This window comes from Microcella alkaliphila, from assembly GCF_002355395.1.
GTDB classification, from domain to species: Bacteria; Actinomycetota; Actinomycetes; order Actinomycetales; family Microbacteriaceae; genus Microcella; species Microcella alkaliphila_A.
The window spans coordinates 896981-910784 of sequence record NZ_AP017315.1 but is presented as its reverse complement, the minus strand read 5'-3'; the positions used below and the strand labels follow the sequence as shown (position 1 = coordinate 910784).

General features: G+C 67.8%; 16 protein-coding genes. 4 read left to right on the top strand and 12 right to left on the bottom strand.

The features are described 5' to 3' along the window. Nucleotides 1-19: 19 nt before the first annotated feature. The 5 genes from heR to CPY97_RS04385 all read right to left on the bottom strand — a co-directional run bounded on the left by heR (nt 20) and on the right by CPY97_RS04385 (nt 2703). Nucleotides 20-910 carry a heliorhodopsin HeR gene (heR, locus tag CPY97_RS04405; protein WP_161494070.1) on the bottom strand — a complete coding sequence of 297 codons (891 nt, stop codon included), beginning with the start codon at nt 908-910 and terminating at the stop codon, nt 20-22. 71 nt (nt 911-981) lie between these two features. Next, nucleotides 982-1302: a DUF4190 domain-containing protein gene (locus CPY97_RS04400; protein ID WP_096420956.1), complete on the bottom strand. Its 321-nt coding sequence runs from the start codon at nt 1300-1302 to the stop codon at nt 982-984. Between the two features lie 32 nt (nt 1303-1334). Next, nucleotides 1335-1850: a GNAT family N-acetyltransferase gene (locus CPY97_RS04395; RefSeq protein ID WP_096420955.1), complete on the bottom strand. Its 516-nt coding sequence runs from the start codon at nt 1848-1850 to the stop codon at nt 1335-1337. Further along, nucleotides 1847-2257, bottom strand: coding sequence for a luciferase family protein (locus CPY97_RS04390; protein ID WP_231924033.1), 411 nt, complete (start codon nt 2255-2257; stop codon nt 1847-1849). The genes CPY97_RS04395 and CPY97_RS04390 overlap by 4 nt, the downstream gene beginning before the upstream one ends. A gap of 62 nt (nt 2258-2319) precedes the next feature. After that, nucleotides 2320-2703 (bottom strand): VOC family protein, encoded by a 384-nt coding sequence (locus CPY97_RS04385; protein ID WP_096420954.1) that lies wholly within the window; start codon nt 2701-2703, stop codon nt 2320-2322. Nucleotides 2704-2771: 68 nt separating this feature from the next. On the opposite strand from CPY97_RS04385, the gene CPY97_RS04380 reads away from it, so the two are divergent. Continuing rightward, entirely contained in the window at nt 2772-3347 is a 576-nt protein-coding gene (locus CPY97_RS04380; RefSeq protein ID WP_096420953.1) for a 1-acyl-sn-glycerol-3-phosphate acyltransferase, read from the top strand. Between the two features lie 5 nt (nt 3348-3352). On the opposite strand, the gene rhuM is transcribed toward CPY97_RS04380, so the two are convergent. Beyond that, on the bottom strand, nt 3353-4180 hold the full coding sequence (gene rhuM / locus CPY97_RS04375; RefSeq protein ID WP_231924032.1) for a RhuM family protein: 828 nt from the start codon (nt 4178-4180) through the stop codon (nt 3353-3355). 392 nt (nt 4181-4572) lie between these two features. On the opposite strand from rhuM, the gene CPY97_RS04370 reads away from it, so the two are divergent. After that, on the top strand, nt 4573-5970 hold the full coding sequence (locus CPY97_RS04370) for a hypothetical protein (protein ID WP_150129189.1): 1398 nt from the start codon (nt 4573-4575) through the stop codon (nt 5968-5970). Between the two features lie 49 nt (nt 5971-6019). Here the strand turns inward: CPY97_RS04370 and ychF are convergent, their stop codons facing one another. Beyond that, nucleotides 6020-7093, bottom strand: a complete 1074-nt coding sequence (ychF, locus tag CPY97_RS04365; protein WP_096420950.1) for a redox-regulated ATPase YchF — start codon at nt 7091-7093, stop codon at nt 6020-6022. A gap of 55 nt (nt 7094-7148) precedes the next feature. Here ychF and CPY97_RS04360 point away from each other — a divergent pair, with 55 nt between their 5' ends. After that, complete coding sequence (locus CPY97_RS04360; protein ID WP_096420949.1) at nt 7149-8990, top strand: gamma-glutamyltransferase family protein; 1842 nt, start codon at nt 7149-7151, stop codon at nt 8988-8990. Between the two features lie 169 nt (nt 8991-9159). Here CPY97_RS04360 and CPY97_RS04355 read toward each other — a convergent pair whose 3' ends face one another. The 4 genes from CPY97_RS04355 to CPY97_RS04340 all read right to left on the bottom strand — a co-directional run bounded on the left by CPY97_RS04355 (nt 9160) and on the right by CPY97_RS04340 (nt 12421). Beyond that, complete coding sequence (locus CPY97_RS04355) at nt 9160-9672, bottom strand: metallophosphoesterase family protein (RefSeq protein ID WP_096423341.1); 513 nt, start codon at nt 9670-9672, stop codon at nt 9160-9162. After that, nucleotides 9669-10127 (bottom strand): AAA family ATPase, encoded by a 459-nt coding sequence (locus tag CPY97_RS04350; protein ID WP_096420948.1) that lies wholly within the window; start codon nt 10125-10127, stop codon nt 9669-9671. The genes CPY97_RS04355 and CPY97_RS04350 overlap by 4 nt, the downstream gene beginning before the upstream one ends. 168 nt (nt 10128-10295) lie before the next feature. Next, nucleotides 10296-11348 (bottom strand): LLM class flavin-dependent oxidoreductase, encoded by a 1053-nt coding sequence (locus CPY97_RS04345; RefSeq protein ID WP_096423339.1) that lies wholly within the window; start codon nt 11346-11348, stop codon nt 10296-10298. Nucleotides 11349-11398: 50 nt separating this feature from the next. Next, entirely contained in the window at nt 11399-12421 is a 1023-nt protein-coding gene (locus tag CPY97_RS04340; protein ID WP_161494068.1) for a DMT family transporter, read from the bottom strand. A 70-nt stretch (nt 12422-12491) separates the two neighbouring features. On the opposite strand from CPY97_RS04340, the gene CPY97_RS04335 reads away from it, so the two are divergent. After that, a complete protein-coding gene (locus tag CPY97_RS04335) occupies nt 12492-13106 on the top strand; it encodes a 3'-5' exonuclease (protein ID WP_096420946.1) in 615 nt (204 codons plus the stop codon). Between the two features lie 32 nt (nt 13107-13138). On the opposite strand, the gene CPY97_RS04330 is transcribed toward CPY97_RS04335, so the two are convergent. Next, a complete protein-coding gene (locus CPY97_RS04330) occupies nt 13139-13705 on the bottom strand; it encodes an OsmC family protein (protein WP_096420945.1) in 567 nt (188 codons plus the stop codon). Nucleotides 13706-13804 lie beyond the last annotated feature (99 nt).

The following is a 13804-nucleotide window of genomic DNA, read 5'->3' as shown; positions in this document are numbered from 1 at the left end:
GGCAGCTCGAGGAGTCGGGCTAGCCCTCAGTCAGCACCGGGATGATCGCGCCCGAGAACACCTGCCAGGCGAGCGCCGTCTTCGCGACGAGGCTGAGCGTGATGTAGGCGCGCTCGCCGACGAGGTAGTCCTTCCACTTGCCGACCTGCTTGTACTGAAGCCACTGGTTGACGGCGAAGGTGTTGAAGAAGAGGAACAGGGAGATCACGATGCCGATGACGAAGGCGGGAGTCTCGGCGTCGCTCTGACTGCCGGCTCGAGCGAAGTAGACCACGACGATGATCCACGGCACCAGGCCGACCATCGAGCCAAAGATGAACGGCAGCATTCCGCCAGAGCCGGGCTGCTCGTACTTCTCCTGAAGCGCTCCGAACAGGATCATCGCCGCGTTGGCCGCGAAGACAGCGGCGAGGGCGCCCACGTCGGTCACGCCGTTGATCTGCAGGATGAGCCAGATCATGATCGAGGAGCTCAGCGAGTACTCGACCCAGCGGAAGTAGTTGCGGTTCTGCAGGAGGCCCGCCTTGTAGCGGCCGTAGAACACGGGCGACGAGATGAGGAAGTGGAAAAAGGCGCTCAGCGCGAGGAAGGCGACGACACCGATGCCGACGTTCACGTCGAACAGTTCGACGCGCTCGGGCGGAATCGGGAACCCGGGAGGGCCAGCCAGGTAGTCGGCCGTGACGGCGAACGTGACTTGCGTGCTGAGCATCGTCAGCACGATGGCAAAGCCGATGGCCTGCACGAGGTGGAGGCTGCCGGCGACGACGTTGTAGATGCGCAGACGGCCGATCTTCTGGTCGACGGTGCGTTCGGGCGCGGATCGGGATGCACGGGCCAGGAGGAAACTCCCTTGTTCAGTGGGTGCCGCGAACGCTAGCAGTAGGCGCGGGGAAAGCGATGGCGCCATGCGTGCGTGCCGCTGACGGCACGTGCCTGCAGAAGCACATACGTGCATCCGTGCGCATCGGGGTCGGGCGTCTAGAAGGCACCCAAGGTGGCGAAGCTGGCGAAGAACGAGAGGAACATTCCGAGCCACGCGATGAAGAACATCAGGATGAAGCCCGTGAACACTCCGCCGACGATGGCGCCCGCCAGCGCGAGACCCTTGCCTTCTTCGCCGGTGCGGTCGATCTGCCGGTACGCGATGATGCCCAGAACCAAACCGGCGGGTGGCGCGATGAACGCGGTGATGAGCGCGACGATCGCCAAGACATTGGTGCGCGGAGGGTAGCCACCGGGCCCCTGCTGGCTGGCGTACGGGTTGCCCGGAGTCTGCGGATTCTGCGAGGAGTTCGTCACCGCGCCAGTCTGGCAGGAGAGCGAATGGCGCTCTACCTGTCGTCCACCACAGTCCGAGACATCACCACACTGTCGTAAGTCTTCCCTTGCCACTGAACGGTCTCTCGCTCGACAAAGCCCCAATGTGCGTAGAGCGCCCGGATGCCGAGTGCGGGCGCCGCGGTGTCGAGACCGAGCGCGCGCGCATCCCGGTCGTGCGCGAACCCAATCGCGGTCTCGAGAAGCCGTCGCGCGAGACCGGCACCACGATGCGTCGGGTGTACAGCGAGCTGGTTGAGCCATGCTGTTTTCGGCGTCCGCGCGACGGCAGACAATCGCTGGATGTGCTCGCCCGGCGGGAGACTGACCGTCGCCGTCGCGACGACCTCACCACCACGGTCAATCACCCACGACTGCCCGGCAAACAGGCGGTAGCGAGTCACCGCCTCAGACTGGTCAGTCGCGGTGAAGTTCAACCCCACATCTGAATGCTCTGCATAGGCGGCGTGGACGAGTCGCGTCACGGCCTCCACGTCCGCCTCCGTCGCCTCGCGAAGGATGTCGCTCATGCCTCGCGGCCCAGATGACTCACGCTCCAAAGGAGCGACTCGCGGACAATGTCGACGATGACCTGCAGCTCGGTCGCATCTCGTGGGCCGTAAAGGAGGAACTCCGTGCCGTGATCCTCATATTGATGCGGTTCGGCCCAGCCGAGCTCAACCAATTCAGCGCCTCGGATAGGCGGCAGCACAAGATGCAACGACGTGTCCTCGACGCCGTGGAGGTGCACAGGCTCGAACCTCTCCCCCATCGGCGCCAGCGAGCGGCCAGGTTCACTGGGGGCATCGACCCCATCGACATGCACCGCACGGCTCGACGCGGGAGAGACCGCGCTGTGCCCCTCGACGACGCCGGGTAGCGCGAACACCGCCGCGACGAATTCGCCCCAGATGGCGGGCGGCGAGTGCTGATCCAACTGCCGCTGCGGTCCCTCGGTCGAGACGCGTGGGCGAGTTCCCGGGCGCGCTGGCGTCGGTGTCACCGCCTTGCTGCCCCCTCCCACGCAGGCTCGTAGCTCGGCTCGTAGAGCATCACTCGGCCAATGCCGGGAACCGGGATGCTGAGGCCTCGCCCGTACTCGCGCTGCCAGACCTCCTCGTCGATCACCGCGCCGTTTGCCCGCAACTCGGCGAGCGTCGCATCCAGGTCGTCGCAGAAGAAGGAGAGTTCGTGGCGCTGCTCGTACGGAGTCTCCTGGCCAGGCCAGGTGCGCGGGTGAACCCCGCCCTCGCTGGGGCCGGTGGCGAAGATCAGCCAGCCCGGCGACGTTTCGATGAATTCCCACCCGATGACGTCGCGGAAGTAGGCGCGCGTCGCCTCAGGGTCGTCGCTGTACACGATGGTGTGGATGCCCGTGATCATTCCCCGACGCTAGCGCCGTCGCGCGCTCGGCGACAGGGCATCCCCACACGGCAACTTAGGCTTGATGAGTGTTCGTACGCCGCCTCGTCGCCCGCCTGTTCTGGACGTTCAGCCGCTGGAAGCTCGTCACCGAGGCCGCGCCCGATCGCCCGACCGTACTGATCGGCGCCCCGCACACGTCGAACTGGGACTTCGTCTTCATGCTCGGCATCGCCTGGAAACTCGACATGCACATTCGATGGCTCGGCAAAAAGAGCCTGTTCCGCGGCTGGCGCGGGCCCATCATGCGCAGCTGGGGCGGTATCCCCGTCGACCGGGATGCTCCCGGTCGCGTCGTGCAGGAAGTGGTCGACCGCATACGCTCCGGCGAGGTGTTTGGCCTGGTCGTCACGCCAGACGGCACGCGCAAGGGTCACTCGCACTGGAAGTCCGGCTTCTACCGGATCGCGCGGGAGACCGGGCTGCCGGTGACGCTCGGCTACGTGGACCGCACGACGATGACGATCGGGCTCGGGCCGACGTTCGAGCTAACGGGCGACATCCCGGCCGACATGGACCGCATCCGCGCGTTCTACGCCGACAAGTCGGGGGCGGTGCCGGCGAACCGGGTCGAACCGCGCCTGCGGGAGGAACTCAGCGCGTAGCGGGGCTATTCGCCTTCGCTGGAGAGCATGCTGGCGATCAGGGCGATCATCAGCTCTTTCTCCTTCGGGTCGCTCATTGCGACCATGAGGGTGATCGCCGCGAGCGCGTTGTTCGAGACGCGCGATTCGCCGTTGGCGTCGATCAGCATCCCGTTGCGTTGCAGGAAGTGGACGAACAGAGCTGCCGCACTGCGTTTGTTGCCGTCGGTGAGCGGGTGATCCTTTACAACGAGGTACAGAAGGTTGGCGGCTTTGAGTTCGACGCTCGGATAGAGCTCAACGCCGCCGAACCCTTGGTACAAGGTCGCGATGACGCTGCGAAGCGCGTCACCGCGCTCACCGCCGAATAGGGTGTCGGCCGGAAACTCTTCACCGACCTGGTCGATGAGCGCGCGAGTTTCGTCGTAGGTCAGTTGCCACGTTGGTGCTGAGCCTCCAGAGGTGGGGATGTCACCCTCGTCGTAGGCGCGGAGAGAGCGGAGGCTCGGCAGGTAGCGGTCGACGACCTCAGCGACGCCGGCAACCAACTCATCCGTTGAGCGCGAGAGCACCCGGACGATTGAGCCGAGCTGTTCGAGGCGTCGCGCGTCGAACGCCACGCCATCAAGGACGTACTGGTGGAGAACGGTGGTCGCCCAGCGCCGGAAGTGAATGCCTTCCGGTGACTTCACCCGGTAGCCGACGGAGAGAACCATGTCGAGGTTGTAGTGCTCGACCTGGCGAGTTACCTCACGACCGCCTTCGGACTGAACTGTCGCAAATTTTGCGACAGTTGACATGCCATCGAGTTCTTCGTTTTGGGCATTAGCCACGTGCTTGCCGATCGTCTTCACGTCTCGACCAAATAGCGTGGCCAGTTGCGCCCTGGTCAGCCAAACGTTTCGGCCGTCGGCTCTGACAGCGAGCTCGACTTGGCCCGTCGCGGATCGGTAGAGCTCAATTCCCGGAGTAGTAGACACGGATCACCCAACTGTTGGAGGAAGCCGCTCCGGCACAGCGGTCGCGCAAGCGCGCTGCTGTCACGCTACTGGCAACCACCGACTCAACCCGGGATGGGTCGTTCTTTTTCGAGGTGCCAACGCGCGCTACAAGTTGAAGCGGAACTCGACCGGGTTACGTTGCTGAAAGGCATCACCACGATGCGGAGCCTGCTAATGCGGGTGGATGCCGTGGCCCGTGACACTGTCAGCATCCCGGAGCAGTGCGATGTTGGTAACGTCCAAGAGTGACCTTTAATGCTCGGATCGAGCCCTATGTCCTCGAGATGGGGCAACCGTTCACCGTTTTCGTCAACGATGCGCCGGAGTGGTCGAATACGACCATCAGTGTGCAGATCGAATCGAGTGACGACATCGAACCGCTGATGATGGCGATGTCATTCTCAATGGAGATCGGGGACGACGGCACAGGAAGCTGGCACCACGCTTCCGGATTCGAGATCGACCGCGAATGCGTCGTCTTCGTCTCGGCGGCCGGGATCGCACCGCCGCCGTTTGATCCCTCGTCAAAGCAACCTCCGCTCGCGCAGGAAGTCGTCTATCCCGAGTTCGTGTCGATGACAGCACTGAACTCACCGAAAACGGCGAGTGACAAGGTCGTCGACTTGTACCTGGACCTGCAAAGGCGGAGAGAGGCACGATTCAATCAACCACTCGGCACGGCCGGTCAGGGCTCTCAGTTCCGTGCGGCCGTCTTCATCGAAGGGTTACTGATCACCCAGCAGATCCCGACCACCCACGGCGTCGTGCACCCGCAGATGCTCGAGGTCAACGACGGCGACCTTCGTGATCTCATAAATGCCTCCCTCGAGCGTCTTATATGGCCAGGACGCGTCGATGACGAAGCATGGAATCAACAACTTCGCCGCAACGACTTCGCGGTGTTCGAGTTCCCGCAGATCTGGGCAGAAGACGAGACCGAAGCCGATGCTCTCGCTATGGCCGAGACAGACAAGCTCGTGCTCGCCCTCGCTTACCTGCGATACGCGGCACCCCGGCCAATCATGGTCGCACTCGAGCGCCGTGCGCCACAACACATCCGCTTCCGAAACCTCCGCAAAAGCGACCCCGGGAACCTCATCGGCGGATTCATGGGCGGTGAAAGCTCTCGCGAGGTCCTCCGTGTTGGCGGCGCAATCGCTGCGGCACCCGAAGTGGAGTTGTATGTCAATCTCTATCTCGAAGCCCGACGCGAGAAGCAGGAAGACTCTAGATACTTCAAGCTCTGGGCCGTTCTCGAAACGATAGCGATCAACGAGATCCCTGACGGCGCGAAAGTGTTCCTCGACGACGGCTCCCAGTGGCCGGAGGGGGGCACAACAAGCCAAGCCGCTCCTCGCGTGTTCGAACTTGTCAGATCAGGCAGCCTCGCCGGGCGCCAATGGCCCGACGGCGGCGACCTTTATGCCTTCATTCGGGCAGTGTATGGGCGGCGGAACGCCGCCGCGCACTATGGGCGTTTCATCCCGACCGATCCTGTGCAGAAAGCGCAGTGGAAGTGGTACCCGTGGGCGGCCAAGACGCTCTCGGCAGAAAGCGGGCATCCAGGATGGCTATGGGAGCTCGACGCGGTCGTTCACGAACTCGTTGGCTCGCGGATCGCCGAGAATGCGCCGGCCATCTGACATGACAAACGATTGCGCGGCGTCGACAACGAGTCGCAAGACCACGCTGCTAGTTGCTGAAACGGAACTCGACCACGTCGCCGTCCTGCATGACGTAGTCCTTGCCCTCCATGCGGGCTTTGCCCTTGGCGCGGGCCTCGGCGACCGAGCCGCACTCGACGAGGTCGTCGAACGAGATGACCTCCGCCTTGATGAAGCCCTTCTCGAAGTCGGTGTGGATCACGCCGGCGGCCTGCGGGGCCTTCCACCCCTTGCCGATCGTCCAGGCGCGCGACTCCTTCGGCCCAGCTGTGAGGTACGTCTGCAGGCCGAGGGTGTCGAAGCCGATGCGGGCGAGCTGATTCAGACCGCTCTCTGTCTGGCCGGTCGAAGCAAGCAGCTCGGCCGCGTCCTCCGGGTCGAGGCCGATGAGCTCGCTTTCGATCTTCGCGTCGAGGAAGACGGCTTTGGCGGGGGCGACCAGCGCGGCCAACTCCTCCACGCGGGCGCTGTCGCCGAGCACGCCCTCGTCGACGTTGAACACGTAGATGAAGGGCTTCGCCGAGAGCAGGCCGAGCTCGCGCAGCGGCGAGGCGTCGAAGCCGGCCGCCGACAGGGTCGTGCCGCCTTCGAGAAGCGCTTTGGCGGCGAGCGCCGCATCCAGCACCGAGGGGTCAAGCTTGCGCCCGCGCACCTCCTTCTCGTAACGCGTGATCGCCTTCTCGAGGGTCTGCAGGTCGGCGAGCATGAGCTCGGTGTTGATGATCTCCATGTCGCTGGCAGGGTCGACCTTGCCGGCGACGTGCACGACGTCGTCGTCGGTGAAGGCGCGCACGACCTGGGCGATCGCATCCGACTCGCGGATGTTCGCGAGGAACTGGTTGCCGAGGCCCTCGCCCTCGCTCGCGCCCTTCACGATGCCGGCGATATCGACGAACGACACCGTCGCGGGCAGGATGCGCTCACTGTTGAAGATGCCGGCGAGAACCTCCAGACGGCTGTCGGGCAGGTTCACGACCCCGACGTTTGGCTCGATCGTCGCGAACGGGTAATTCGCCGCGAGCACGTCGTTCTGGGTCAGGGCGTTGAACAGGGTGGACTTGCCGACGTTGGGCAGTCCGACGATTCCGATGGTGAGGGCCACGGGGGGCAAGCCTACCTTCGGGTGGGTGCCCGGATGCGCGGGTTACGGTGGCGGGATGCATGCGTTCACGCCGCCCTCCCCCGACCGCACCCGCCCCGAACTGCGCGGCAGTTTCGGCATGGCCGCCAGCACGCACTACCTGGCGACGGCCGCCGCGAACTCGGTGCTCGAGCGCGGAGGCAACGCGGCCGACGCCGCCGTCGCGGCCGCGTTCGTGTTGCACGTTGTCGAGCCGCACCTGAACGGGCCGGGCGGCGACCTCACGGCGCTGATCGCGCCCGCCGGCGAAGCGCCCTACGTGCTTGCCGGCCAGGGTGCCGCGCCGGCCGCCGCGACCATCGAGCACTATCGGGGCCTGGGTCTCGACGAGGTGCCGGGCGCGGGGCCGCTCGCCGCCGCCGTGCCCGGCTCGGTCGTCGCCTGGCTGCACCTGCTCGCCACCCGCGGCACCTGGGAGCTGCGCGACGTGCTCGCCTTCGCCCGCGACCTCGCCCGGGACGGCTACCCCGTGCACGAGAACGTGACCCGCGTCATCGAGCGCGTCACCTCGCTGTTCAGCGAGCACTGGCCGACGTCGGCCGCGCAGTGGCTCGTCGACGGGGCGGCGCCCGCGCCGCAATCGCGCGTGACGAACGCCGCCTACGCGGCGCTGGTGAACGGGATGATCGCAGCGGGTGAGCAGTCCGGGTCGCGTGAGGAGCGCATCCGGGCCGCGATTGACCACTGGAGCCGCGTCGTCGGCGAGGCGGTCGAGGAGTTCGTGGCGACGCCGGCGCGGCACGCGGACGGTGGCGACCACGCCGGTGTCATGACGGCGGCCGACGTCGCCGCGTTTGCGCCGGCGGAGGAGGTGCCCGCGCGGCTGGCGTTCCGCGGGTTCGACGTCGTGAAGGCCGGCGCGTGGACGCAGGGGCCCGCGCTACTCATGACGCTCGCAATTCTGGATGCGGTGGCTTCGCTTGATGGAGACGACCGGCGGCTGGACCCGGGGACGGCCGAGGGCATCCACACGATCACCGAGGCGCTGAAGCTCGCGCTCGCCGACCGCGACGCGTGGTTCGCCGACCCGGCGGGGCTCGAGGCGCGCGGCATGTCGGTACCGCTGGATGAGCTGTTGAGCGTCGACTACGCACGCGAGCGGGCCGCGCTGATCGGCGAGACGGCGGCGACCGAGGTGCGGCCGGGGCGGCCTGGCGGGCGTGAGCCGTGGATGCCGCCGGTGCGTGCTGTCGGCGACGCGTCGGATGGCTCGGCGGGCGCGCTGGCAGCGTCGGGCGAGCCGACGATCGACCGCCGTACGGGCGCGCAGCGCGGTGACACCTGCCACCTCGACGTGGTCGACCGCTCGGGGTTCATGATCTCGGCGACGCCGTCGGGCGGCTGGTTGCAGTCGTCGCCGACGATTCCGGCGCTGGGGTTCTGCCTGGGCACGCGCCTGCAGATGACGTGGCTCGACGAGGCGTCGCCGTCGGCGCTGACGCCGGGGGTGCGGCCGCGGTCGACGCTGTCGCCGACCCTGCTCGCGCGGGACGGCCGCGTGGTGGAGGCGCTCGGCACGCCGGGCGGCGACCAGCAGGACCAGTGGCAGCTGCTCTACCTGCTGCGCCGCATCGTCGGCGGCTTCGAGCCGCAGCAGGCGATCGACGCTCCCATGTTCCACACGGATGCGATGGTCGCCTCGTTCGCGCCGCGCACCGTGCAGCCGCGGTCGCTGACGATCGAGTCGCGGGCGGGCGAGGAGGTCATCGCCGAGCTGCGGGCGCGCGGCCACGACGTGAACGTGGTCGGGCCGTGGACGCTCGGGCGACTGAGCGCCGTGGGCGTTGACCCGGAACGCGGGTGGTTGTACGCGGCCGCAAACTCGCGCGGGGCGCAGGGGTACGCGGCCGGGCGGTAGGCCTGGTCGCAGAGTCTGCCGCATGCGAGCGAGTTTGCGCAGTTCGAGCCTGTTCGCGCAGGCACGATGTGCGCACACCCGCTCGATGTCGGGTGCCCGATTCCCGAATGTGCCGCTCGTGTCACGTGCCGTCAGAGGCACACACGCCAAACGCGAAGACGGGCGGCGGTCAGCGCGGGGTCGGGACCAGCGTGACCGACCGGATGCGCGCATCCGCGATCTCAACGCTCATGACGGTGCCGACGGGCTGGCGGCGGCGATCCGTCGGCGAGCCGGGGTTCAGCAGGCGTAGGCCGCCGGGCGTGGTCGAATCCCAGGGGATGTGCGAGTGGCCGAACACCAGCAGATCGGCGGGGTCGGACGAGCCTGACCCGAAGCGCTCGTCGCAGCGCTTCTCGCGCCCGGCGGCGGCGCCCGTCTCGTGGATGACGGCAATGCGCACCCCCTCAACCTCGACGTGGGCGACCTCACCCAGTCGCTTCCAGATTGCAGGCCCGTCGTTGTTGCCAGCCACCCCCACCAGGCGGGATGCGCGCCCCGCGAGCGCGTCGACCGTCGCCTCATCGACCCAGTCCCCCGCGTGAATCACGAGGTCAGCCTCATCGACGAGCTGCCACACCTGCGGCTGTAGCTCGTTGGCGCGCACGGGCAGGTGGGTGTCGCTGATCAGCAGCAGCTTCATGCGGCTTCCCCCGCCGCGCACATCAACCTCTCGACCTCGTCGGCGAGCTCAGGGACCGAGCGTCGTCCGTCGAGCTCGTGCGTTGCGTTGCGGCGCAGCAGCGGCTCCACCTCGGCGGTGTAACGCCGAATGTCATCCTGCTGCTCGGCCGTCTTTCCGTAGCCGTTGCACTCGCGGGCGCGCACCCGCTCGAGCAGAGTCCCCAGCGGAGCGCTCAGCAGCACCACCGCCGCGAAGCGGTCATAGAAGGCGCCCTGGTTCTCGACCGTGCCGGAGACGACCAGCTCATCGTGGGAGGCGAGCAGAGCATCCATCTTCTCGACGTGCCACAGCCGATCGTCGATCGTGTACCCGCCGTGATCGGTGTCGACGGTGGTTACGCCGCGGCGCGCCAACTCGGCGAGCAGAGTCGATTTGCCTGCTCCCGACATTCCGGTGATGAGGATGCGCGCCATGACTCGAGCCTACGCACGAGTCGGCCACGCAGTCGCGGCGGCTCGAGATCGAGCCGGTTCGCGCAGATCGTGCCAACCGATGACCGCACGAGATGCGCAAACCCGCGCAAGTTCACGACGGAGTCGACGCCCCCAGCACTGTTCACGCAATGGGTCCGCGCGCCGCGGTCACGCCAGCGACTCGACCGGCGCGCGCAGCGCCGGCGCCACGTCGCGCATGATCGCCTCGAGGATGCGCGCGTTGAACTCGACGCCGAGCTGGTTCGGCACCGTGATCAGCAGCGTGTCAGCCGCCTGCACCGCTTGGTCGCGCGACAGCTCCTCGGCGAGGCGGTCGGGGGTGCCGATGTATTGGCGCCCGAAGCGCGAGCGGGCGCCGTCGAGAATGCCGACCTGGTCGCGCTGTTCCGCCTGGGCATGCAACCCGAAGTAGTACTCGGTCTCGTCGTCGATCAGCGGGATCACGCTGCGGCTCACCGACACGCGCGGCTCGTGCGCGTGAGCGGCGTCGGCCCACGCGTCGCGGAACAGCCGGATCTGCTCAGCCTGCAGCTCGTCGAACGGAACGCCCGTGTCTTCGGTGAGCAGCGTCGAACTCATCAGGTTCATGCCCTGCTCGGCCGCCCACACGGCGGTCGCTCTCGTCCCGGCGCCCCACCAGATGCGCTGCGCGAGGCCCGGCGACTGCGGGGTCACCGGCAGCAGGCCCGCCGTGCCGACCATCTGCGGGTTGCCGGGAGCTAGCCCCACCCCCGTGATCGCTTCGCGGAACGCCGCCGTGTGCCGGCGAGCCATATCGGCGTCCGTCTCGTCGGCACGCACACCCTCGGCCGCACCCGGCACGTGCCCGAACACCTCATAGCCCGCAATCGACGTCTCGGGTGACCCCCGGCTGATGCCGAGCTGGAGTCGCCCGCCGCTGATCAGGTCGGTCGCCGCCGCGTTCTCGGCCATCGCGAGTGGGTTCTCGTAGCGCATGTCGATGACGCCCGTGCCGAGCTCGATCCGCGACGTTCGGGCCGCCGCAGCCGCGAGCATCGGGTACGGCGACGAGTAGTTCTTCGCGAAGTGGTGCACGCGATAGAACGCGCCGTCGACACCGACCTCCTCGGCCGCGACGGCCAAGTCGATGCCCTGCAGGATCGCGTCGCCGCCCGTGCGGGTCAGCGACCCCTGTACGTTGCTCCAGTTGCCGAACGACAGAAAACCGATGCGCGTCATGCTCATGCAAACGCATGGATGTGCGGGGCTATTCCGCGCCGCACCTCGCGCTACGAGCGCGGCGGCTCCGGCGCCGCGGGCGCGTCGGGCGCGCCGCTCGACGCGGCCGACACCTCCGCCGACACCTCGGCGGGGTCGGCGGGCGGGGCGGGCGCCGCGGTGGCGACCGGTCCTGTGGGCGGGTGCGCAGCATCCGCCCCTCTCGTCGCGCCCGGGCGCGTGGTCAAGAACACGCCCGTGAGCACGATCGCGCCGCCGACCGCCTGGCCGATCGTGATGACGTCGCCGAAGGCAAGGGCGATCACGGCGGTGAAGACGGGCAGCAGGTTTAAGAAGACGCCGGTCTTGGAGGGGCCGAGGTTCGTGACCGCGATGTTCCAGAAGAGGTACGCCAGCGCCGACGGGAAGACGATGATCCACGCCAGGCCGAACCACGCCTCGGCACTGACGCCCGAGGTGAGGCCCGGCGCCCCGAAGATGGCGAGCAGCGGCAGCATGACGACGATGCTGAGCGCCGCCTGCACCGCGGTGGCGGTGATCGGCGGGGTCGTGACGCGACGGCTGATGATGACGTAGGCCGTCCAGACGCTGATCGCGCCGAGCATGAGCAGGTCGCCGGGAGAGAAGACGAGCCCGCCCTCGGTCGAGCCGCTGAACACGACGATGAGCACGCCGACGGTCGAGATGATGATGCCGAAGACGCCGAGCTTCAGGATGCGCTCGCCGAGAAGGACAACCGCCGCCAACGCGATGATCGCGGGATTGATGGCGCTGATCACCGACGCCGTGACAGGGCTCGTCGTCGCGAGCGCCGCGTAGAGAAACAGGGTGTAACCGACCATGCCGAGGATCGCCTGCAGCGTGTGCAGCGGCCACTCGCGCACCGCCGCCCGCCAGCTGGGCTTCTCGAGCCACCAGGCGACGAGCACGAGAATCGGCGCGGCACCGACCCAGCGCAGCCAGGTCAGCTCGATGGGCGAGAACTCGTCGACGACGAGGGCCGCGACCACGAAGTTCGACGCCCAGAACAACTGAGCCAGCACCGGGGGGCTGAAGCGACGAAGACCATTCACGAGGTACAAGGCTAGGGCCGCGCGGCGAGCCCGGAGGCCCACGTCGGGGGCTCATGCGAGCATCAACACCGTGCCCCTCGACTTCACCGCCATCGACTTTGAGACCGCCAACGGCCACGCGGCGAGCGCCTGCTCGGTCGGGCTCGTGAAGGTGCGCGATGGTCGCGTCGTCGACAAAGAGTCGTGGCTGATCCGCCCGCCGTTCGGCTACGACCTGATGAACGAGTGGAACACGCGGATCCACGGCATCACGGCCGCCGACATCGTCGACGCACCCCTGTGGGGCGAGCAGTTCGACCGCTTGTGGCAGTTCGTCGACGGAGACCTACTCGCCGCCCACAACGCCGGCTTCGACATGGGCGTGCTGCAGGCCGCGTGCCTCGCGAGCGGGCTCGCCGTGCCCGACGCCCGCTACCTCTGCAGCCTGCGGGTGGCGCGCAAGACCTACCACCTCGACTCGTACCGCCTGCCGGTCGCGGCCATGGCGGCGGGCTTCGACGACTTCGCCCACCACGACGCGCTCGCCGACGCCGAGGCCTGTGCCGCGATCGTCGTGCACGCGGCGAAGCGCCACGGCGTCGAGAGCGTCGACGAGCTGGCGAGCGTCTGCGGCACCCGCATCGGGGCGATCGGCCCGCGCGCCGACGAGGACGCCGCCGACCGCCGCCCCGCTGCCCTGGCCTAGCCGCGGGCCGCCGGCCGCGGGCGCCGGAGGGTCTACCCCTTGCGCACGGTCGCGGTCACCGGCGTCGGGTTCTGAAAGAGGTCGAGCACCGGGCAGTGCGCGTCGACGACCTCGCGCAGGTACTCGTAGCGTTCCGCCGACTCGGGGCCGGTCAGCGTGATGGTCAGGCGTACGGCGGTGAAGCCGGGGCGAACCGTGTCGTCGATGCCGAGCAGATTGCGCGCATCCAAGTCGCCCTCCGCCTCGATCGCGATGTCGAGCAGGCGGATTCCGAGGGCGCGCGCGTACAGGCGGTACACGACGACCTGGCACGAGATGAGGGCGCCGAGCGCGTACTCGACGGGGCTCGCGGCGACGTCGTCGCCGGCGAGCGCCTCCGGCTCGTCCACGACGAATCGGTGCTTTCCGGCGCGGATCGTGGTCGCGACCGACCCCTCCGCGATTCCGGATGCACGGAAGGTCAGCTTCGCGGTGGACGGGTCGGCAGCGATGCGCTCCGACCAGGCGGCGCCGGCCGCGTTGAGGCGTTCGGCCCGCTCAGCGATGGAGACGGCGGGGATGGTGGACGGGGTGCTGGGGGCGTCGGTGAGAAGTGTCATGCGGGGACGTTAGCGGCGTCAGGGAAGCCTTGTCGAGCATCCCCGACACGCAGCGACACGAACGGTCACGGGGTGTCACGCGGCGTCACCAAGCGGGGC